This is a genomic window from Paenibacillus terrae (genome assembly GCF_005217525.1).
Lineage (GTDB): Bacteria > Bacillota > Bacilli > Paenibacillales > Paenibacillaceae > Paenibacillus > Paenibacillus terrae_C.
In genome coordinates, this window is record NZ_PNXQ01000011.1 from 33,431 (window position 1) to 55,735 (window position 22,305).

Below are 22,305 nucleotides of genomic sequence, written 5' to 3' on the forward strand. Positions count from 1 at the left end.
ATCCGCATATCCGTGAGTACAACAGGTGGCGAAAGGGCGGTGATGACCTCAATCGCCTGATCGCCCGATTCAGCTTCAATGACCTCAGTCACGCCACAAGCTTCCCAATGTACAAGCATTCGAATGGCATGGCGCACATGCTTTTCATCATCCACAATCAGGACCTTCATGACAGGTCACTCTCCCTTAATATGAATTTCGGTATGAGCTTCGGTACGAATTTCGAGTGTATAACGAACGCCATGAGGCAGAATATTGTCTACATACAGGGTATTAGATCCGTCTTCGGAGTGAAGCTGGATCCGCAGCAGCACATTACGGAGTCCGATAGAATCCGACTTGTCGGTGTTCGGTTCCTCATAGGCCTTCAGTGGACGTTTCAGCATATGCTGGAGCTGCTCCAGCTCAGCCTGCGGAATCGACATTCCATTATTTTCTACTGTAATCTTCAAGATTCCTTCCCGAATCCGCCAGCCTGCAATGCGAATTTCACCATGTCCCAGCCGCGGATCAGCACCGTGTTTAAAGTAATTTTCCACTAATGGCTGAAGAATCATTTTGGGCACCTGATCATCTAGGATTCCATCTCCCCACTGGTAAGTAACCTCTAGTTGCTCGCCAAAGCGTTCTTTTTGCAAATCAAGATATTGCTTTACGTGCTCGGCCTCTTCCTTGAGAGTGACGACTGTATGATCCCGCATGTTATAGCGCAGCATTTTGGCAAGAGAAGACAGTAGGGAATAGATTCTTGGCACCTCATGTTGTAGAGCCAGCGTTCCGATAGACTGTAGCGTATTGTATAAAAAATGAGGATTAATCTGCGCTTGAAGCGCTTTCAATTGATGTGTCTTATTCGCCAGTTCGAGCTTGTATTCCCGTAAAATGAGGTTGTTGATCGTATCCATCATCTGTCGGAAGCGGCGTGACAGCACTCCGATCTCATCATTGCTCATGGCCCGAATATCTACATCCAGTTGACCGGACTGAATCTGGTTTATGTAGCGGGTCAGTCGCTTGATGGGCTCTGTGATTTTGATGGAAATCCATAAGGTGGCGACAATGACGAGCAGCAACGCTGCGCCTGTAATGATTGCATTGATCTGGGTCAGGCGGGTGGCTCGTAAATAAAGCGTGCGGTTAGGAATTTTCTTAACTAGCGTCCAGCCTGACAGGCTGGCATCCAGCTTGCCGTATACCTGCAATGCTGTATCGTCTTCAATAACACCGTGCTCGCTTTCTTTAGAAATTCGATTAAGCAGGCCAGATTCCTTCCAGTGTGTTCCAATCGCCTCTTCCTGTCCACTATATATGATCGTTCCGTTCCGGTCGACCAAAAACAGCTCCTCTGTATCTGCATCATACAATTGACGGCAAATACTGCGTAGCGGCTCCAGACGAACATCCATAGCAAGCACCCCAAGTGTCTCTGAGGAAGGAATGTTCCGAATCGAACGATGGAGTGTAAATACCTGCCGCTGTGTGTCGTGTTCTGCATAGGAAACCGCTGAAAAGCCGTACAATTGCTTCGTATGTGAAGGCTGGATGAACAATCCGGAAGAGCCGTATTGAATGGAGCTGGTATAGGGCGCCAGCCGGAATTCCCGTAAAGGGACCGTGCTAGTAATCAGCGTAGATTGCCTGGCCTCAAAAGAGTGCAAATATATCTGGTCGATGCCAGACGAAGCATTCATCATCGTTTGCAGTGTGGTATAAATTTCGGCAACGGCCCGGTAATCATTCGGAATTTTAGCCAGATTGCGCAGGAAATGAGGATCATTATAGACTCCGAGGGATGCGCGGTTTAGTCCCTGTAAATAATTATCCAGATTCGTAATGCCCTGAAAAATAAGCCGTTCATTTTCTTGTGTGGCCTGCTCTCGCAAGGATTGCTTGGTAAGAAGGAAGGTCATGGTCATCGATAGCAGCAGCGGCAGAGTAACTGCAATTAAGAGAAACCAGATCAGACGAGAACGAATGCTGTGGAATTTCATGCGAATAGCTCCTTTCACAAATTCAAGGCAAGTCGGAGGTCAATATTTTCCCCCTGAATGGTTCACGATCTTGCGTGTTCTCTAGAGCGCTTATTCGACATAATGAACATGTGAACCGCAAATCGAATGGTCAAAGCGTCCATGCTGCTTAAGGAAGCCGTAAGGAGCGCTCCAGACACCAACAGACAACAAAGGGGGGATCGGCTTGAACCGTGCCAAACCGTCGCAATGGCTCCAGCAATGGATTTTCGTAGGGCCGTCGACGTTATTTTTCGTTATCATTATTGTAATCCCTTTCATGCTAGGAATGTACTATTCTTTTACAGAGTGGAATGGAGTTGCTAATCAGGCGAAGTGGGTCGGATTGGATAATTTCAGTCACATTTTACTGGATGATGACAAGTTTAGGACAGCGTTCTGGTTTACGGTCCGTTTTACGGTGATTGGAGTAGTGGCTGCGAATATGATTGGTTTTTTGCTGGCGTATTTTTTAACCAAGCCGCTGAAGACCAAAAATGTGCTGAGGACTATTTTTTTCATGCCTAATGTGATTGGAGGGCTGTTGCTGGGATTTATCTGGCAGTTTATTTTCGTCAAAGGATTTGCGGCGATTGGGGAAAGTACGGGCTTGTCTTTCTTCAATCTGCCCTGGCTGGGAGATGAGATCACGGCTTTCTGGGGTATTGTGATCGTGTTTATCTGGCAAACCGCCGGATATTTGATGGTTATCTACATCTCTTCCCTGACCAATGTACCTCGGGATATGCTGGAGGCAGCCGAAATTGACGGAGCGAGTCGGATGCAAATATTAAGGTCAATTATACTGCCCTTGATCATGCCTGCCGTTACGGTATGTCTTTTCCTGGCGATCTCGTGGTCATTTAAAATGTTCGATCTCAATTTGTCACTGACCAAAGGGGGGCCCTTCGGTTCCACGGAGTCGGTCGCACTTAATATTTATAACGAGGCGTTTGTGAATAATCGTTATGGGCTGGGAACGGCCAAAGCACTCATCTTCTTTATCATTGTTGCGCTTGTTACGAGCCTTCAGGTGCGTTTGACGAAAAGCCGGGAGGTGGAGGCGTAAATGGAAACAAGCAAGCGTTACCGTGCTGGAACATGGGTGACCGAGCTGGTGATGATACTCGTCGCTTTGATCTTCCTCGTTCCGTTTTATTTTTTGTTCGTCAATTCGGTCAAAAGCTTTGGTGATCTGCTCACCGATTCGGCGGCCTGGCCGCAAACGTTTGTATGGAGTAACTATGTCAGAGCATGGAGCATTACACGTTTTCCCGAGGCCTTATGGAATTCACTCGTAGTTACGGTGGTCAGTAATCTGTCGCTTGCGCTGATCAGCTCGATGGCTGCTTACCGGATGGTCCGGCATCCAACGCGTTACAACCGGGTGTTGTTCACTCTGTTCGTGGCTGCCATGGTCATTCCTTTTCAATCCGTTATGATTCCTTTGGTCAAGGTCGTAAGTACGCTGGATTTAATGAACAGCATCAGTGGTCTGGTTATCTGTTATTTGGGATTCGGGGCGCCGATGTCCATCTTTCTCTTTCACGGGTTCGTCAAAGGCGTACCGGTGGAGGTGGAGGAGGCAGCTACGGTAGACGGCTGTACGCCTTACGGTGTGTTTTTCCGCATTGTATATCCGTTGATGCTGCCGATGATGGTAACGGTTATTATTTTGAATACGCTCTGGATCTGGAATGACTATCTGCTGCCTTCTCTTGTGCTGCAAAAGGCGGAGCTGCGGACGATTCCAATCGCGACCTATGCCTTTTTCGGACAATACACCAAGCAGTGGGATTTGGCATTGCCTGCACTGGTGCTGGGTATCTTGCCAGTGATCGTATTCTTTCTGGCCATGCAAAAATATATTATTCAAGGTATTATGGCTGGCTCAGTCAAGGGCTGAGTGTGGGATGAACTGAAATTTAAAATAGAAAGGAACATGAATATGAAAACGCATACTTTTAAAAAGAAAGCCCAAGCCCTGATTCTGCTTCTCGCTGCTTTTGCACTTGTTTTGGCAGGGTGTAACAGTAGCGGCGGTGAACAAAATGCAGGCAAAGAGGAAGCCAAGGAAAAGACGATTCACATTTTTCAGTTCAAGGTGGAAATTGCAGAGGCACTCAATCGCATGAAGGCCGAATATGAAGCTTCCCATCCGGGAATCAAGCTTGATATTCAGACCGTGGGTGGAGGTAGCGACTACGGGGCGGCCTTGAAGGCGAAGTTTGCCTCCGGGGAGCAGCCGGATATTTTTAATGTAGGAGGCTACCGCGAGCTGGATACGTGGCTGGAATACTTGGAGGACCTGTCTGACCAGCCTTGGGTCGGTGACGTGGTCGATGTCGCCAAGGAGCCGATGACCAAGGATGGCAAGCTGTACGGCCAGCCGATGAATCTGGAGGGCTACGGCTTCATTTATAACAAGGATTTGTTCAAGAAAGCAGGCATTACCGAGACACCCAAAACACTGTCCGAGCTGGAAGGAGCTGCCCAAAAGCTTCAAGCCGCAGGAATTACCCCCTTTTCTAATGGATATCAGGAGTTTTGGGTGCTGGGCAATCATTTGCTGAACGTGGCATTTGCCAATCAACCGGACCCGTCAGCTTTCGTGAAGGGACTGAATGATGGAACAGCGAAAATCCCGGGCAACGCTGTATTCGCCGAGTGGATCAAGCTGTTCGATCTGACGCTCAAGTATGGCAGCTCCAAGCCGCTGACGACGGATTACAATACTCAGGTAACGAATTTTGCTACGGGCAAGGCAGCCATGATGCAGCAAGGGAACTGGACCCAGGTACAAATTGACGGGATTAATCCAAAGCTGAATCTGGGTATTCTGCCTATGCCGATTGGTGAAGACGCCGCAGCCGGAGATAAGCTGTTTGTAGGAGTCGCCAACAACTGGGTAGTTAACAAAAATTCATCTGTCAAAGCCGAGGCGAAAGAGTTTTTAAACTGGATGGTGACATCCGAGCAGGGTAAAAAGTATATCACCAAGGAATTCAAATTCATTCCGGCGTTCAAGAGCATCAAAGGGTCAGAGGCCGATATGGGCCAATTGGGTGCCGAAGTGGTGAAATACAGTCAGGAAAACAAGCTGCTGGGCTGGTTCTTTAGCCGCTATCCTGAAGGAGCGCAGCAGGAATTCGGCAGTCAGATGCAAGCCTATGTGGCGGGCAAATCGGATGCCGGGAAGCTGTTCGAGGATTTCCAGAGCACGTGGGATAATTTGAAGACCAAATAGTTGAAACGAAATCGGGGACTCATGCAATCCATGTTCCGTTGCCTGTCGAAGTTAACTCGACAGGCTTTATTTATTTTAAGCTTTCCGATACGAAACCAGCACTTAACTCCTAATCATTGATTTTATTTCTAAATTTCCGGAAATTTTTGGGTGTTATATGATGATGTTTTTTAAAAGACTGAATGAAGTGATTTACATGATTGAAACCAACCCTGCGGGCTATTTCAGTTATTGTATAATCTGTTGAAATTAATAACTCGTTGCCTTTCTTGATACGGTACTTAATTAAGTAGTCGTAAGGTGTCATATGAATGGTTCTCTTAAAACTACGAGTACATTCCGAAACACTTAGATGCGCTGTATCAGCAATCTCTTGCAGTGATATATTTTTGGGGTAGTTCTGATGGATGAAGCTGAGCATTAATTGAAGTCTTTCTTGTTGCAGCTTTAAGTATTTAGGTGCTTCCTCAGAAGAAAGCGAAATGTTAGAAATTAAGGTGAACCATAATTGTACAGTTTTAATAGAAACCTCATATTCCCATCCCCAGCTTTTTTTTGTATCAAATCTTTTTTTCATATCCCAAAGCATTTCCAGTACTTTAGTTTGCCATTCAGCATCCCCTTTGATGACTAGCGATAATAAGAGAGAGTTTGTAAAAGGCAGTACATAATTTTTTCCCATCGCACTATCCGCATAAAAGGCCAGCAGCTTCTCAGGAAAATTAAAACTCACGTATTGACCGTTATGTGTTAGGTGTGTAGTAACATGCAGGACCCCCTTATTAATTAAAATGGCCTGGCCTGCTTCTAATTCATGGTCAATTCCATTGACTTGTATAGTTAGTTTTCCTTTAGTTACTAAAGTAATTTGTAGCTCTTCGTGCCAGTGTAAATCGTTGAAGCCTCTACCTTCAGGGATGATTTTTAGAGCATTAGCAGTGTACATAATGTATGGAAATGAAGCATCCGGATAGAAAATAGTCTCGTGCAATTGTTTAGACATTATAGAAGTCCTTTCCGATGATGATATTTCTATATAATTCAATGATATTATTGCACAAAAAAAAGGATGATGGTGATATTATTATATTCAATCTTTCGTTTATCAAACAGTCTTGTGCACAGACAATGGGGTAAAACATCTTGGAGGCATAATTAAGGTGAAAATAAAGAAATCGAAGTTAGCGTTTCATCCGTATATTTTACTTTTTATCAGCATATTGTCTGTTTCTGTCTCTTCTATCATGATCAAATCTTCGGATACTCCAACCTCAGTAGCTGGAATGTACCGATTGTACATGGCAGTAATCATCATGCTTCCTTTCGTACCTTGGAAAACTGTACGATCCTTGCAATTAGGTAAAAAAGATTGGGGGACCATTTTTGTAGCTGGCCTATTTCTCGGGTTACACTTCTTATGTTGGATGGAATCATTAATGTATACCTCTGTTGCAAGCTCGATGGTCATTTTAGCATTACAACCTTTGTTTGTAATCATGGGTTCATACTTCATATTCAATGAACGATCAAATATATTGACAATTCTTTGTTTGATAGCTGCCCTTTTCGGTTCAGTAATCATAGCTTGGGGAGACATAGGGATTTCAAGGGAAGCGTTAATAGGTGATGGATTATCTTTATTGGGAACAATCTTAGTTTCAGCATATATGTTGGCAGGGCAAAAGGTCAGCCATAAAATAGAGACAAATTTGTACAGTGCTATTGTGTTCTTTATTGGCGGGAGCGTCATGCTGGTCTATAGTTTATTAAATAATTATTCAGTGATAGAATATGACTCTGCTGATTGGACATATTTCTTTTTACTTGCAGTAATCCCAACTATGTTTGGACAATATATTTTTAATCAGCTATTAAAGTCTTTAGGCGCAACCACTGTTTCTGTAGGTATTATTGGAGAACCTGTTCTCGCTATAATCCTTGCCTATTTATTTTTGGGTGAAACAACCTCTATATTTCAATTCATTGGAGGGTTTATGACACTCTTGGGTATGGGAGGATTTTTTTGGACAAAATCCATGAACTATACAGCTGCTAAAAATACAGTAGCTAAGAATTAAATTGTTATTAATTAATGTGTGATTAGAAAAAATATAGTGTATGAGGAGAATTATAAATGGCAACGATTGATGATTTTTTGAAGCTGGATATTCGTGTTGGAACAGTTGTTAAGGCTGAGTTTTTCACAAAGGCAAAAATACCAGCTATCAAACTTGAGATTGATTTTGGACAAGAGATTGGAATTAAAACGTCTAGTGCACAAATTACTAAACGATATGTAGCTGAAGAAATAATAGGGAAACAAGTAATTGGGGTGGTCAACTTCCCTCCGCGACGTATAGCCGGATTTAATTCAGAGGTATTAGTTCTTGGTGGGCTGCCGGATAAAGGGGACGTGGTTCTCTTAAAACCGGATGTTAAGCTACCTGATGGAACACCAATTGGATGATAGATATAATTCAATTTACTGGACAAACTAACAAACAGAGATGCATTACATGGACAGACTGTTCAGACCGTATCTGGCCGATAAGATGAGAGCATATAAGGTAATTACTGAAGTTGGTAACGTTCAGAATAACGATAAAGCACGCAATAGAGTCCTCGTATTTCAGGTAGAGATATGGTCCTGAAATGACGAGGACTTTTCTATTAACAGATATATAACTATAAAAGCTGCACTTAAAAGTTACCTATCGTGCCACTGCGCAGACGGATGGTGCTTCCCATCGCCACCGCTTCGCTTGTACAGCACCATTCCGCCTACACCGTTTTTAAGTACATTTTTCGGATTTGGCTTATATGTGATAATGAAGCATAACGATATCCCCGCGGCGTTCTATTTCCTGGAGTTCAAACGTACTTGGCGGTGTCCTTTCCGGAAATAACGGTATTCCTCGTCCGAGTACCTTGGGAATGATTGCAATGATAGCCTTCTCCAGCAGTCCCTCTCGCAAGAAGTCCCGAACAAGCTGTCCTCCACCCACCAGCCATACTGCACCTTTCGATTGTTTTTGCAGACGTCGAACAAGCTCAGGCAGAGCTTCGTCTGTAAACGTAACATGCGGTGCCTGGGGATGCCCCGTCAATGACCGGGTAAGCACATAACACGGCTTGCCGGCATAAGGGAAAGCGTCCGAGAGCTTCAATACCTCATCATACGTCAATCTGCCCATCAGCAACGTGCCTACGGTGTCATAAAAGTCGGCATATCCATTGTCCCCACCATCCCCTTTGACATCATACAGCCAGTCCACCGAGCCATCTGGCAGCGCTATATACCCGTCGAGACTCATGGCAATATACAGCACAACTTCATTTGATTTCATATCCTTCATCGTTTATCGCTCCTTTCTATCTCCTATGCTACAATGTATTTATGACATAATTTGTCGTAGTTAAAAGACGATTTTAATTTAATTTTTTGGCTAAAAGGAGTACCTGATGAACGAACGCCGGATTTCTCTTATGAGGATACTGGATTCCCGAAAAAAATATACGGCACGTGAGCTTGCCGAACGTTTTGATGTCTCCGTGAGGACGATACAAAGAGATCTAGACTATTTGCAGCAGACCGGGTTACCACTTTATACCGAAACGGGCCCTCATGGTGGATACCGGGCGCTCCCCAATCGACTGCTTCCGCCCCTTCATCTTGCCCGCGACGAAGCCTTGGGACTTTTTCTCATGCTGCAACTGCTGGAAGAGATCCCGGATATCCCTTTCGGATCGATTCGAGAGCATGTATCCGAGCAATATTATGCCGAGCTTCCACAGGATGTGCGGGACAGCATTGATCAATTGAAGGATTATATCTCTTTTCGCATGATGCCTACTCACGCAGAGTCACCCTACACCTCGCTTATTTTGGAGGCTGCGCTGGATAAGCGCCGGGTGAAGATGCATTACCGCTCCGCTTCCGGGGAAAAGTGGACTGAAGTATATCCGGTCGGGCTATATTTTGATCACGGATATTGGTACATGCCAGCGCATAGCAAAGACCGGATTATCCTGTACCGTTCAGATCGCATAATTGCAATGACGATGCTGGAACAAACCTTATCCAGCCTTCCCACACTTCGGGAATGGATGGCTTCAGATGATTCTCGTACGGGAATTCCGTCAAAAATAAGGTTTACCTCGTTTGGTGCCCGGCTGGCGGAATCAGATCCGCTCTTCCAGAATGTCCGCCATCAGGAATGGGAGGGATATATTCCGTCCGGGGAATTGAGTTATGTATCCAGACTCCTGTTAAAGTATGGGCCAGAGGCCGAGGTTATATATCCAAAAGAGCTGCGTATGCGGGTCAGGCAACTGTTGCAGGACAGCCTAAATTCTTATCTGAGGGATGCGGAAGCTGATTGATGAAGAAAAAGAGGCTTGATCCTATAGATTGAGTCTTTTTTGTATAGTTAATCACATGAATACTTAAGGTTATTAACTTATGAGTTTCCATTTATTTTTGCGATAAAGTTTTGAAAAGAGCCCGTTTTCGTATATGATGAAGAGTAATAATTCAAAAGGCTGGACGGGAGACAGATATGAATCAACCGCTTTATGGAATATGGCTCGGAGATGTGTTTTTTTGCTTTTCTGGTGAGACGTCAGAACCACGTATTGATGCGTGGAGCAGTGTGGTCCGCAGGCTGACGCTGAAGGGAGACCTTCGGCCGTTTCGACAGGCTGCGTTGCGTCTTGCTGAGGTGCGGATACCAAACACCGCTCGTGTGGAAGTCGCAGGCAGAGGAGGCAAAAGACGCTCCATGCTGGGGCGCACGCTGGAGGGCCTGGCGCTGGAACCGCGCGAAACGCTGGCCCTGCTGACCCGCATGGACGAAAAGGGCTGTGCCGCGTCAGGCATTACGCTGGGAGAGGAAATGCAATATTGGCAAAAGGCTGCTTATTTTGCGCTGGAACTGATGCAGCGGGGCGAAATTGCGCCATCGCTTACAGAGGCGCGTCCATCGGGACCGCGCCGTCGCGGCCCGGAGGCGGCGGTTGGGGTGTGGATTCCCCGGCTGCGCCAAGAGGAGGACGTTCGCCGCTTTCATGAGCTGGCTTCGGCGATGCCAGCCGTCTGCATGGCGGCTCCCGCCGCCCTCGCGGGCAAGGAGCCGGAAACACGGGAGGATGCAGCGGGAATCGTACTCTATTCCTTCCTGTGTGCGGTTATCCATGCGGAAACGACTGCGGTACTGGCAGCCTCAGACCGTGAGCTAAGCAGATATCGTGCAGATTATCGGCGCGGGAGATCGCCGCTGGCAGAACTGTGGTGGAACAGTCTGCTGACAGGTTCCCGCCCGATTGCGATACAGGGAACGCCTGCCGAAATGGAGGAGCTGGTTCTCCAGGCGGCCTCTCTTGAAGGCAGTTCAATGCCGGTCACGGAACGGGAGGACCAGGAGCCGATCGAAGGACAGCTTCGTCTGTGCCTTCGTCTGGAGCCTTCACTGGAAGAGAATGTGAAGGAATGGCGCATCACCTTTTGGGCGGAAAGCGATGCCGAGCCAGGGCTGCGACTGCCTGCCTTGGCGCTGTGGGCTCATCCCGAGCGCGACCTGGTGCGCGGCACCATCCTGTACCGCCAAGTGCAGGCCCAGCTATTAATGCGGCTTGGACAGGCGGCCGAGGCGGCACCGATACTGCAAGAAGCGTTGAGTCGCCCCTATCCCGAGGGCCTCACGCTAGAGCCTGAGCTGTTCTTCCGCTTCCTGACGGAAGCCGTACCCGCTCTGCAAAAGAACGGCACCACCGTGCAAATGCCTTCACGCTGGAGCCGAGAGGGTCGCCGCCGTGCAGGCTTGCGGCTCAAAATGCGTTCAGCGGAGCGCGGCACACCGCCGGAAGGCGTGAATACCGACACATCGACGGTCGGTATTAACCGTATGATTTCCTTTGATGCCGAGGCTGTACTGGGCGATACGACCTTGACGATGGAGGAATTGGAAAGCATCGTCGCGGCCAATTTGCCATATGTACGTCTGGGAGGCGAATGGATCGAGGTCGATCCGAAGGAAATCCGTCAGGTACTGCGTTTTATTAAGCGCGGTGAAGAAGGCGAAATGACCTTGTCCGAGTGGATGCATCTGGCCGCGGAAAATGAAGCCGCAGGTGAGGCCTCATGGAAGGGCTTGTCCATCTTTGGCGCAGAATCCGCCGGGTTGCTGGCCTCTCTGGTTGAGGGCGGTATGCTTCGTTCTGTGGAGCCGCGCCCTGTACCGAAGACGCTGCATGGCGCATTGCGGCCTTATCAGGAACGCGGCTTCCAATGGCTGGCTGCCATGCGCGGGCTGGGCTTCGGTGTCTGCCTTGCGGACGACATGGGGCTAGGTAAAACGATTCAGGTTATTACCTGCTTACTCGATGGCGGCATCGGCGCGACGGATCAGCGTCCGGCGCTGATCGTCTGTCCGACCTCGCTGCTCGGTAACTGGCAGCGGGAGCTGAAGCGTTTTTCGCCGGATTTGTCGCTTTATATTCATCACGGCAACCAACGACTTCACGGGGAGGCATTCCAAGAAAGCGTCCGCGAATATGATGTCGTTCTCACGACTTACCATTTGGCGGGACGGGACGGCAGCGATTTATCTGCGGTCTATTGGTCCTCCATCGTGCTGGATGAGGCGCAATATATTAAAAATGCACGGACAAAGCAGGCTCAGAGCGTAATGAAGCTGTCAGCACCGCATCGGATTGCCATGACGGGCACCCCGGTGGAGAACCGGCTGAGTGAGCTGTGGTCCATTTTTCAATTTCTGAACCCGGGTTACCTCGGCACCTCATCTTCATTCCGTCAGCGCTACAGTATGGTGGGAGAGGAGAGAGGGGGCGCGCTGCGTGAGCTGTATCGTCTCGTCTCGCCGTTCATGCTGCGTCGGCTTAAAAGCGACCCGGATATACGCAAGGATTTGCCGGAGAAGCTGGAATTGAAATCGTATTGTGTGCTGACACCAGAGCAGGCGGGATTGTATCGCGGCGTGGTGGATCAGTTGATGGGGACACTGGACGGACAGATCGGCATTGCCCGCAAGGGGCTTGTCCTGTCTTCGCTGACCAAGCTTAAGCAAATTTGTGACCATCCGGGTCTGATCATTCCGGGCCGGGCTGACACTGGGAAAACTGAAAATTCGGGCAAAATGGAACGGCTGTTGGAGCTGGTGGAGACCATCCGGGAGAATGGAGAATCCGCTCTGATTTTCACCCAATATGTGTCTATGGGAGAGCTGTTGGTAGCACGGCTGGCCCGTATTTTTGGGGAAGAACCCTATTTCCTACATGGGGGGCTGACGAAAACCAGACGGGACGAAATCGTCCACAATTTTCAGCAGGGGGAAGGGCCGAATATATTCGTGCTTTCCCTGCGGGCGGGCGGCGTTGGCCTGAATCTGACGCGTGCTAGTCATGTTATTCACTATGACCGCTGGTGGAATCCTGCGGTAGAAAATCAGGCGACGGACCGGGTATTCCGCATCGGTCAAAGCCGGAACGTGCAGGTGCATAAGCTGATCTGCCAAGGTACGCTGGAGGAACGGATCGACGAGCTGATCGAGAGCAAAAAGGCGCTTTCCGAGCAGGTTGTCGGCTCCGGTGAGCATTGGCTAACGGAAATGACTGACGATGAATTGCGTGGTCTGATTGCGCTGCAAAATGATATATGGATTGAGTGAGCACAGAAAGGATGAAGACGATGACAAGGCTGCGTGTGAAACTGCGGGTAACTAGCGGTCAATGGGAGGCGGAAGTAGAGGAGTATGGGACGGACAACGGTTCGGCGACTGCTCAGGCTGCCCGCTGGACTGGCACCGTGCCTGTACTGGACCCGGAACAGCAGACGGCATGGCTGGAGCAGCTAAAGGCGGAGCCTTGGGACATATACCGTTTTATACAGGGGGAAGCCTGCCTCTCGTTGGATGAGGTCGTTCAGGTAGCTGCCGCTGCGGCTACATCCAATCTGGAGGACGGCGCTGGTGCAGCCGACGAAGCGAAGAAGGCTCTCCAAGCGGGGCTGGAAAGCCAGCCGCTGTTTGGGCTGGAACTGATCGGAATGACGCGTGAAGCACTGCTGGAATTCGTATTCAGCGCTTGGGCAGGTGAACTGTCCCATGTGCAGGGGACATCTCCCGCCCTTGAGCCAACCTCGCGGTCAGAGGGCGCACGCAGCGGATCGTCGGCGATCAGCGAATGGATTGCTGAGTCTGCCGCCGAAGGAGCCTTGCACCGTCCCGGCGCGGGCTTTCATGCCATTGAGATTCGCCTGCCACAGAAGCTTGCTCGTATGAATGTAGCGGATATTACGGCATTGCTGCCGGGTCTGCCCCGTGTGGAAGAGGCGCTGAAGCTCATACGTGAGCGTGTAGCTGAACGCGCCCGGGCCACAATTCCGCAAAAACGTCATACTCCCTAACAATTCGGGTCTATTCTTTCTTTTTTGGGCCTATTCAGCTTCATCGAACTGGATCACGGCTTCGAAGAGTATCGGAAGTTCAGTTACAATAGGGGAACGGAAAACCATAGTAAGCCATGCATCAAATGTAATATTGGAGGAGATACCCGCATGAAACAACATATGCAACAGAAACGGACCCCTCAGCGCTGGAGCAAAGCGCTGATCCCGGGACTGATCCTGCCGGGACTGCTGTTGGCAGCGTGCCAGCAGGGAGGTTCGGGCGGACAGGAAAGCCAGCCGCTGAAATCATCCCCGACGACGCAGGAGAGCGTGCAGCCTGCCACCCAGTCGAATGCGGGCAATCGTAGCACTGAAACTGGACAGGCTGATCCCGTGATGGCGCTGCGAAGCGAGAGTGCGCTGCAAGCCACGGTGGAGGAAGATGGCGGTACGGCCATCGTCACTAACGCGACGTCTGATACCGTCGTGGTGAACAAAAAGCGCAGCTTGCCTGTAGGCTATGCCCCGGATGATCTGGTGGAGCCGAAGGTGCCTTTTTCTTTCGAAGGTCCACATGAGAAGCGGCATATGCGGAAGGAAGCGGCAGAGGCACTGGAGAAGCTGTTCGACGGTGCGAAGAAGGACGGCATGGAGCTGCGTGCTGTATCGGGATACCGTTCCTATAAGCGACAGGTTTCCATTTTCAACAACAATGTGAAGACAAAAGGGCAGGAATATGCCTCTAAAGTTAGCGCGGTACCGGGTACAAGCGAGCACCAGACAGGATTGGCCATTGATGTGTCCAGTCCAAGCGTAGGCAATGTGCTGGAGCAATCCTTCGGAGCCTCCAGGGAAGGCGAGTGGCTGGAGAAGCATGCACCGGAATACGGATTTATTATTCGTTATATGAAGGACAAGGAAGATGTGACCGGCTATGTATACGAGCCTTGGCATATTCGTTATGTGGGAATTGACATCGCAGAGGATGTAGCCAAGCAGGGAATGACGCTGGAGGAATATTTTGACGAAAAGAATATCAAGCTGTAGCAGCCGAGGAACAAAGCCGTAATCCTGGGGATTGCGGCGGCAGCGGCTATTCCAAATAGTACAACAAACTTTTTGAAGTCCGCATCATTAATCATATTATATGATGTTAAAAACAGTAAAATAAGCTCTACAGAATCTTGATACCTTTGTCGTTACCTGCTCTTTGGCAGCCAAGCAAGAGAATGGCTAAATCCTATGTTATAATGTAAAGGATTAACAATAAAGAGCGGTCAAAAGAGGTTTTATTCATTTATGACAAAATTGATGAACGTCATGCAGGCAAAGCATATAACACTTTTTAAATATATAACCATCATGCTGTTTATTTTTGTTGCATTAGTCGGCATGAGATGGGCGTGGTCTGTCGTTTTTCCCGTATACGACCACCAGCCCCGTGCTATTGGCGGCGTGCTTGACCTGCGCGGTATTGATCTGGAAAATTCCCCTATGCTCTATTTGAATGGAGAATGGGAGTTTTATCCTGAAAATTTTGTTACGGGAGACGAGTTTCTGGAGAAGGAACCCGAAGCAAGCCATGTTACCGTACCAGGTGACTGGGGGAGCGCGCTTCAGCAGCATTCAAACAACTCGTACGGGTATGGAACGTATCGTCTTCGCATTTTGATTGATTCGCTTCAGACTCCTGTTTCATTCTGGTTTAAAAAAATTCAGGCGGCATCGGAAATTGAAATTAACGGAAAAAATTTTGCCATTATGGGCAAGCTAGCCGACGCTGCTAATGAATATACACCCAAAAGCATCTCTTTTACCTCTACTTATGACACAGAAGGAGTGACCGAGATTGAACTGGTCATTCGTGTGGCCAATTTCGACAACCCCTATAAGGGCGGCATTGTAACTCCGATTCGCTTTGGTACTGCGGCCACTATTGATTTTGTGCGCTGGTACTCGATTGGATTTCAACTGTTCATTTTTCTTATTCTGCTGCTTCATTGCCTGTATGCTTGCATTCTCTATCTATTCAGCTCAAAAGAGAGGACCTTGTTGATCGCAGCGCTGTTAACGATATCCGTTGGTATTACGATTCTAGTAAGTCACGATAATATACTCTTGTTATGGCTGCCGATTAACTATACATGGGCAATCAAAATTAGACTGATCTCTGTGCTGTGGCAAAATGTGTTTCTGCTTCTGCTATTCAAAAGCTTCAACGCGGCCCCGCTGCGAGAAAAATGGTTCCAAACCTACATTGCAGCGAATGTTGCTCTTACCGGCATTTTCCTGGTCTCACCAGCTAATATTGCTTATGCAATCGTCCATTTCAATGTATTTCAAACGATTAATTTCATATCATTCGTCTGGTTTATATACATAGTAGGAACGATGATTTTGCAAAAAAATAAAGATAATGACGTCATTTTCTTGCTGTTCTCCGCAACAAGCATCTTATCCAACTTACTGTGGAGTATTGCTGAGAGCGCAAGAGATGTTACGACCGTCTACTATCCCATCGACATTATTTTTGCTATTATCGGCTTTTCGGCCTATTGGTTTAAAAAGTATTTTCGAAATTCGATAGAAAACATGGAATTGAACAACCAGCTACAAAAAGCGGATAAAATTAAGGACCAGTTTTTGGCTAATACGTCCCATGAGCTCCGCACGCCGCTGCACGGTATTATGAACATCGCTTATAACGTTGTCACCAAAGAGAAGGCCAGGCTTGCGAAAAGCAGCCTTGAGGATATGCAGATGCTCATTACGATCAGCAGACGGATGTCACAGCTGCTTGGCGATCTTCTCGATGTCGTTCGGCTTCAGGAACGGCGCATTGTTTTGCAGCGGGAGCCCCTCAGCATTCAGTCCATCGCTCCTGGCGTTGTCGCAATGCTGCAATTTATGAAGGAAAGCAAGCCAATCGAACTGCATATGGAGATACCGGAATCGCTGCCTTTGGTATTGGCGGATGAGAAAAGGCTCGTTCAAATTTTGTATAACCTGCTGCATAATGCGCTTAAATATACCGAGGAGGGAAGCATCTCCGTCTCAGCCGAAATTCGGGACAGGCAGGCTGTTATTCATATTGCCGATACGGGGCCCGGCATGGATGAGGCGACCCAGTCGCGTATTTTTCTCCCTTATGAGCAAGGCTCTGATGGAATAAGCGGTGAGCAGGGCATCGGACTGGGCTTAAGCATTTGCAAGCAGCTTGTCGAGCTGCATAATGGCGACTTGACGGTTCGCTCCAAATTGGGAAAGGGCTCCGTTTTCAGCTTTAATCTGCCTTTAGCAGACGCAGCAGATTTTGCACCCAATCAGGTCCCTATTGCTCAGGCACAAACGAAGGGAATAATAGATGAGGTGCCTGCTGGCTTTCTTTTTCCGCACTCCATTGGGGAAATGGAAGCTGCCGCCGCACTGCCGCCGCTGTTAAAGGAGGACAAAGCCTATATAATTGCCGTTGATGATAATCCGGTCAACCTAAATGTTCTTGTCAGTATCCTTTCAACGGAGCCTTATAACATTACTACCGCTCGTTCCGGACGGGAGGCGATAGAATTGCTGGGGACCAGGCAGTGGGATCTGCTCATAGCCGATGTTATGATGCCGCAAATGTCCGGCTATGAATTAACACAGAAGGTTAGAGAGCAGTTTTCCATGTCAGAGCTTCCTGTGCTGCTCCTTACCGCACGCAGCCAGCAAGCGGACATTTACACCGGATTTTCAGCAGGGGCAAGCGACTATGTGACGAAGCCCGTAGACGCTTTGGAGTTAAAATATCGGATCAGGGCATTGATAGCCCTAAAGCAATCCATTAAAGAGCGTCTACGTGTGGAGGCTGCCTATTTGCAAGCGCAAATCCAGCCCCACTTCCTATTCAACACCCTTAATTCGTTAATGGCGTTAAGCGATATCGATACGGAAAGCATGCGCAAGCTGGGTGAGGCCTTCTCGTCCTTTTTACGAATTAGCTTTGATTATCTCAATACGGGGGAGTTAGTAGAGCTGGCCCATGAACTCGCGCTCGTTGAAGCCTATCTATACATCGAAAAAACGCGGTTCGGGGATCGGCTGTCGATTAAATGGGAGGTGGAGACGGGCATGCGGCTGCTGCTTCCTCCGCTCTCAATTCAGCCGCTGGTCGAAAACGCCGTCAAACACGGTCTTCTCAGCCGGAACGCAGGCGGTACGATTCAGCTGTCCATTACTCGCCGGGAGGGCTTCACCCTTATTGAAGTTAAAGATAACGGCAAGGGAATGGAGCAGGAAAAGGTCAATCAATTGCAAAATGCAACTCAGAGTGAAAAAGCAGGCATTGGCATCCCTAATACGAATCGGCGATTGCAGCAGCTGTACGGTCAAGGCTTGTCGATCGTGAGCCGTGTTAATGAAGGAACAACCGTGTCGTTTGTTATTCCGGATAGATAGTAACAAGGCTCACGTCCTGGGCAGGGATGATACCATGACGTGAGCCTAGCTCAAATTGCCGCTTCTCTGATCGTGACGAGTCCGGGTAATAACTCTTCCGGATTATCTTCTAAAAATTGAACAGGTAGGTACATTTTTAATGTGAATTGGTATAGAGAAGGTGTGAAAAGGATCTGCGAAACCGACATCGGAATTGCAGGTCTTTTTTTATTTTATGGACCACTTTCGTTTCTGTGGGGACTATTCTGCAAAGCTACGGGTGATACTGCATAGCAAAAAGGAGTTTGATACAGGCGTTAAGCCAAATTGAAGAGAAAGGAATTCTGATCACATGAGTACCTCCATCTCCCCAACCAAGCCCATTCGTATGGGTGTCATCGGCCTGGGCCTTATCGCTGAATATCACATTAGATCCCTGCAAACCATCTCGGGGGTTTCTATTGTGGCCATTAGTGATGTGAACCCCAATCGCCTTCAATTGCTGGGTAAGAAATTGCAACTGCCTGCTTCCAAGCAATATCCCCATTATGAAGCCTTAATCCGTGACCCGGAGGTGGATGCGATTCTGTCGCTGACACCCAACGATGTGCATTTTGACATTATTCGTATTGCTCTGGAAGAACACAAAGCTGTACTGGCGGAAAAACCGTTGACACTCACGTGGGGGGAAGCGGATCAGTTGAAAAAGCTGTATACAGCGAACCCGGTGCCTTTTCTGGTTCATTATAAGCATCGTTACGGCGCTGCTTTCCAATATGCCAAGCAATTGCTGGATGAACACAGGCTGGGCAACATCTATAACATTCAATTTCGATATCTGATGGATGCATTCTCACCATATCGTCAACATCCGTATACATGGCGCCATAATTTAGCGAAGGCAGGCTCCGGGGTCGTGGGCGATACAGCCTCGCATATTATTGACCTGGCCCGTTTTCTGGTGGGTGAATTTAAAAGCGTCGCGGCGCTGCTACATACGATTACACCCGAGCGGCCTGATCCGGTCACAGGTCTGCCTGTAAAAGTAGATGTGGAAGACTTCGCTGCTTTCCATGGAATCATAGGGGATAATACCGTCGGCACGTTCATCACCCACAAAAATGCCATTGGCAAACGCCACGATATCGAAGTTGATATCTATGGCGAGCTGGGTGCGCTGCACGCCAGTCTCAACAACCGGGAAAATGTTCGCATTGTGCTGCGAGATCTGGAGCACCCGGATGCCGAATACGAGTCTTGGGCTGTCCCTGCTATCTATGATCATACGGCCTATGGAGACTTTGTTAAGCTGGCAAGGGGAGAGTCCGTGGATCGTGCCCCATTGTTCGAGGACGGGTACAAAAACCAGTGGGTCCTCGAAAAAATACTGCAATCCTGGAAAGAGAATGGATGTTTAGTGGAAGTGTAGAGAGAAAAAAGTCCTGGACTACCGCTAGTGGATTCAACTATCGTGTCTCATGAGTTGGATCCACCTCTTTGTATCCATTCAAATGAATCCTGCCTCGATCTTTTGAATAATGGTCAGCAGAAAGGCTTCAGCCAAGCTGTTTTTCAAAATAACCTGTTTGGCTTCCTCCAGCGTAAACCAACGTGCTTGGTCTACCTCCGCACTGAGAGCATCCAGCTTGTCATCGTTCACAATGGATACAAAGTTCAGCATCAGCGTATTGGTTCGTTCAAAATACTCGCTGCGCATATATGTATACTCATCCACTTGCAATCCCACTTCTTCCCTAACCTCGCGCACCAATGTCTGCTCGGCGGACTCCCCCTTGTTCACATAACCAGCCAGCAAAATAAAATCCTTGATATTGTACTGCTGTATGAGCAGCACTTTATTTCTCTGCCGATTGATTACAGCGGTGCTGATTGCTGTACTGAATATCGGGAACCGAAAGACCTGACATGTATTGCAATAGGGAATAGGGCCTTCGCCTTCACACTCCTTCACCATTAGTTTTGTTCCACATTCATAGCAATACTTCATCTAAGCGCCACCTTATATCACATTTTCAAATTGTAAATGTTGCTTGTTATTCCATGTTCGTACTTCGTACGGAATACTCATCATCTTAATTCCACCATACCCATTCTGTCTATGAGGGTTTTCGTTTTTCGGCAGCTGTTATTTCTTTTTCTCCTGTATCTTTGCCCGTCTGGACCCGATCAGCCGCCAGCCTGTCAGTAGTGCCGCCACCAGACAAATGGACGCGGAAGTCATAAAGACCACGTGCATTCCTGACAGAAAAATTTCCGGGTGACCCGGAACCAACCCGGTGACTCGATAACCAGCCTCTTTGCTCATGATATAAAACAGGATCGACGTGGCCAAGGTAATCCCCACCACCATGCCGACGTTGCGGACCAATGAATTGACACTCCCGGCTGAGCCGAGCTGCGTGCGGGGCACCTTGGACATGATTAGTGAATTGTTCGGCGACTGGAATAATCCACTGCCGATACCCAGCATAGCGATCCAAAGACCCACAAACGGAACGGGACTGCCTGCATGGAGACGAGCCAACCCAATCTGGGCGACTACCATGACTACCAGTCCGGCAAAGGTGAGCTGCTCAGACCCGATTTTATCTGAAAGCGCACCGCTGAGAGGGGCAACGATAACCATGGAGATGGGAAACAGCATCAGCAGGAATCCTGCATAAAAAGGCGACAGGTTCAGCATATTCTGCGCATAGAAAGGCGAAATGATATTAAAGCAGAAGTTAGCGGCGAATACGAGAAAAGCACATAGAATACTGAGCGAGAACAACGGATTCTTGAATAAAGCGAGCTGTAACAACGGCTGTGGACGGCGAATTTCCACCCGAAGGAATACCGCAAAAGCAATCACGGCAATTACCAACAAAGCCATGATGCGGATGTCTCCATATCCGACCTGTTGTCCCAGTAGCAATCCGGCGAACAAGGTGAGGATAAAAACAGCAAACACCAGACTGCCGGGAACGTCGATCTTGTCTGTCACCTTGATCAGATCCTTTGGCAGCAGCTTCCAACCGAGAAAAACGGCCACCAGACCAATCGGTACATTGACCCAGAAAATATATTGCCAGCCTAGTGAAGAGACGATAATACCACCCAAGCTGGGTCCCGCGATACTGCCGAGGGAAACGAAGGTTCCGACTAGGCCGAGTGCCTTGCCACGTTCAGTGGAAGGAAAGATATCCGTGACGATTCCCTGGCTGTTGGCCATGGTCATAGATGCCCCGAGCGCCTGAATGATTCGGGAGATCAGCAGCATGGGCAGCGAAAGGCTGAGACCGCACAGCAGTGAGCCAAGGATGAACACGATCGTGCCGATCTTGAATATTTTAATTTTGCCGACCATATCTCCAAGCTTGCCAAAAAATAAAATGGCTGTACATATAGCCATCAAATAGGCTGTTGTGACCCATTCAATCTGTGCTACGGGTAAATTGAGCGTGCGGGACAAAACGGGTAGAGCAATATTGACGATGCTTCCATCCAGCGTGGACATAAACGTAAACAGATTCAATACAATCAAAATCATCCAACGTTTCTTCTGGATTTCGCTATTTTCCTGATACGTTGCGGCAGCTGTAGCAGTTGAACTCATGATTAGCACCTCTTTATCGTTGACCATTACTATTTAGTTGCGTTCGCAACTAAATGACGGTTCTAGTGTACAGCAAATTAGTTGCGCACGCAACAATATTGTTGTAAAATTTGCCTTGGTCCTACCCGAAGATTTGCCATATTTAAGCCACTGAGGTGTATTTAATGAGAAAAAAACCGATTGGAAAGCTGATTTCCCACCTGTACCGACGAAATCAAAAAATACTGTCCCCAAAACTGGCTCCTTATGGGATCGGCAGCGGGGGCCAACACAGCTTTTTAAAGCTTATTTTGCAGCATCCGGGCATTACACAGGAACAGTTGACAAACGAACTCAAATTTGACAAAGCAACTACTGCGCGTTCTGTGAAACAATTGGAGGAATCGGGTTACATTGAGCGAGAAACGGACCCGAATGATCGACGCTCCCATCTTTTGTTTCCAACGGCCAAGGCATTAGAATTTTATCCTGTCCTGCAAGGAATCTTGGATGAGTTCAATGCTGATCTTGTCCATAATTTATCTGATGAGGAAGAAGACCTGCTTATCGCTCTGCTGCAAAAGATTAGTATAGACCCTGGTGAATAAAGGTATACAGCGGAATCCTTGGCCGC

Annotated in this window: 17 protein-coding genes; 12 read left to right on the forward strand and 5 right to left on the reverse strand. The window is 48.1% G+C overall.

All coding sequences use genetic code 11. The features are described 5' to 3' along the window. Positions 1-176 precede the first annotated feature (176 nt). Complete coding sequence (locus C1I60_RS09020) at positions 177-1,991, reverse strand: sensor histidine kinase (protein WP_137061415.1); 1,815 nt, start codon at positions 1,989-1,991, stop codon at positions 177-179. Positions 1,992-2,196: 205 nt separating this feature from the next. On the opposite strand from C1I60_RS09020, the gene C1I60_RS09025 reads away from it, so the two are divergent. Genes C1I60_RS09025 through C1I60_RS09035 form a run of 3 tightly spaced genes read left to right on the forward strand, consistent with a single transcriptional unit; the run spans position 2,197 to position 5,256 of the window. Beyond that, positions 2,197-3,078 carry a carbohydrate ABC transporter permease gene (locus C1I60_RS09025; protein WP_137061416.1) on the forward strand — a complete coding sequence of 294 codons (882 nt, stop codon included), beginning with the start codon at positions 2,197-2,199 and terminating at the stop codon, positions 3,076-3,078. Further along, on the forward strand, positions 3,079-3,915 hold the full coding sequence (locus C1I60_RS09030) for a carbohydrate ABC transporter permease (protein WP_137061417.1): 837 nt from the start codon (positions 3,079-3,081) through the stop codon (positions 3,913-3,915). It abuts the gene before it with no gap. Positions 3,916-3,957: 42 nt separating this feature from the next. Further along, positions 3,958-5,256: an ABC transporter substrate-binding protein gene (locus tag C1I60_RS09035; RefSeq protein ID WP_137061588.1), complete on the forward strand. Its 1,299-nt coding sequence runs from the start codon at positions 3,958-3,960 to the stop codon at positions 5,254-5,256. Between the two features lie 109 nt (positions 5,257-5,365). On the opposite strand, the gene C1I60_RS09040 is transcribed toward C1I60_RS09035, so the two are convergent. Further along, complete coding sequence (locus C1I60_RS09040) at positions 5,366-6,259, reverse strand: AraC family transcriptional regulator (protein WP_137061418.1); 894 nt, start codon at positions 6,257-6,259, stop codon at positions 5,366-5,368. A gap of 157 nt (positions 6,260-6,416) precedes the next feature. On the opposite strand from C1I60_RS09040, the gene C1I60_RS09045 reads away from it, so the two are divergent. Together C1I60_RS09045 and csaA are read left to right on the forward strand one after the other, a co-directional pair. Then, on the forward strand, positions 6,417-7,334 hold the full coding sequence (locus tag C1I60_RS09045; protein WP_137061419.1) for a DMT family transporter: 918 nt from the start codon (positions 6,417-6,419) through the stop codon (positions 7,332-7,334). Positions 7,335-7,390: 56 nt separating this feature from the next. Further along, entirely contained in the window at positions 7,391-7,723 is a 333-nt protein-coding gene (gene csaA / locus C1I60_RS09050; protein WP_137061420.1) for a chaperone CsaA, read from the forward strand. 349 nt (positions 7,724-8,072) lie between these two features. Here the strand turns inward: csaA and C1I60_RS09055 are convergent, their stop codons facing one another. Beyond that, positions 8,073-8,612 (reverse strand): dihydrofolate reductase family protein, encoded by a 540-nt coding sequence (locus tag C1I60_RS09055; RefSeq protein ID WP_137061421.1) that lies wholly within the window; start codon positions 8,610-8,612, stop codon positions 8,073-8,075. Positions 8,613-8,718: 106 nt separating this feature from the next. Between C1I60_RS09055 and C1I60_RS09060 the strand changes: the two genes are divergently transcribed. From C1I60_RS09060 to C1I60_RS09085, 6 genes are all read left to right on the forward strand, one after another. Beyond that, positions 8,719-9,639 carry a helix-turn-helix transcriptional regulator gene (locus tag C1I60_RS09060; RefSeq protein ID WP_137061422.1) on the forward strand — a complete coding sequence of 307 codons (921 nt, stop codon included), beginning with the start codon at positions 8,719-8,721 and terminating at the stop codon, positions 9,637-9,639. Positions 9,640-9,815: 176 nt separating this feature from the next. Next, entirely contained in the window at positions 9,816-12,941 is a 3,126-nt protein-coding gene (locus tag C1I60_RS09065; RefSeq protein WP_137061423.1) for a DEAD/DEAH box helicase, read from the forward strand. Positions 12,942-12,961: 20 nt separating this feature from the next. Then, complete coding sequence (locus C1I60_RS09070; protein WP_137061589.1) at positions 12,962-13,678, forward strand: phosphoribosylglycinamide synthetase; 717 nt, start codon at positions 12,962-12,964, stop codon at positions 13,676-13,678. A 150-nt stretch (positions 13,679-13,828) separates the two neighbouring features. Then, on the forward strand, positions 13,829-14,707 hold the full coding sequence (locus C1I60_RS09075) for a M15 family metallopeptidase (RefSeq protein ID WP_137061424.1): 879 nt from the start codon (positions 13,829-13,831) through the stop codon (positions 14,705-14,707). 252 nt (positions 14,708-14,959) lie between these two features. After that, positions 14,960-18,097: a hybrid sensor histidine kinase/response regulator gene (locus tag C1I60_RS09080; protein WP_252361644.1), complete on the forward strand. Its 3,138-nt coding sequence runs from the start codon at positions 14,960-14,962 to the stop codon at positions 18,095-18,097. A gap of 331 nt (positions 18,098-18,428) precedes the next feature. Beyond that, positions 18,429-19,505: a Gfo/Idh/MocA family protein gene (locus C1I60_RS09085; RefSeq protein ID WP_137061425.1), complete on the forward strand. Its 1,077-nt coding sequence runs from the start codon at positions 18,429-18,431 to the stop codon at positions 19,503-19,505. 78 nt (positions 19,506-19,583) lie between these two features. Here the strand turns inward: C1I60_RS09085 and C1I60_RS09090 are convergent, their stop codons facing one another. Beyond that, on the reverse strand, positions 19,584-20,084 hold the full coding sequence (locus tag C1I60_RS09090; protein ID WP_137061426.1) for an NAD(+) diphosphatase: 501 nt from the start codon (positions 20,082-20,084) through the stop codon (positions 19,584-19,586). A 138-nt stretch (positions 20,085-20,222) separates the two neighbouring features. Next, the gene (locus C1I60_RS09095) at positions 20,223-21,692 is read right to left on the reverse strand and encodes an MFS transporter (protein ID WP_137061427.1); all 1,470 of its coding nucleotides are present in this window, start codon (positions 21,690-21,692) and stop codon (positions 20,223-20,225) included. Between the two features lie 164 nt (positions 21,693-21,856). On the opposite strand from C1I60_RS09095, the gene C1I60_RS09100 reads away from it, so the two are divergent. Continuing rightward, positions 21,857-22,279: a MarR family winged helix-turn-helix transcriptional regulator gene (locus C1I60_RS09100; protein ID WP_137061428.1), complete on the forward strand. Its 423-nt coding sequence runs from the start codon at positions 21,857-21,859 to the stop codon at positions 22,277-22,279. The last annotated feature ends 26 nt before the right edge of the window (positions 22,280-22,305 follow it).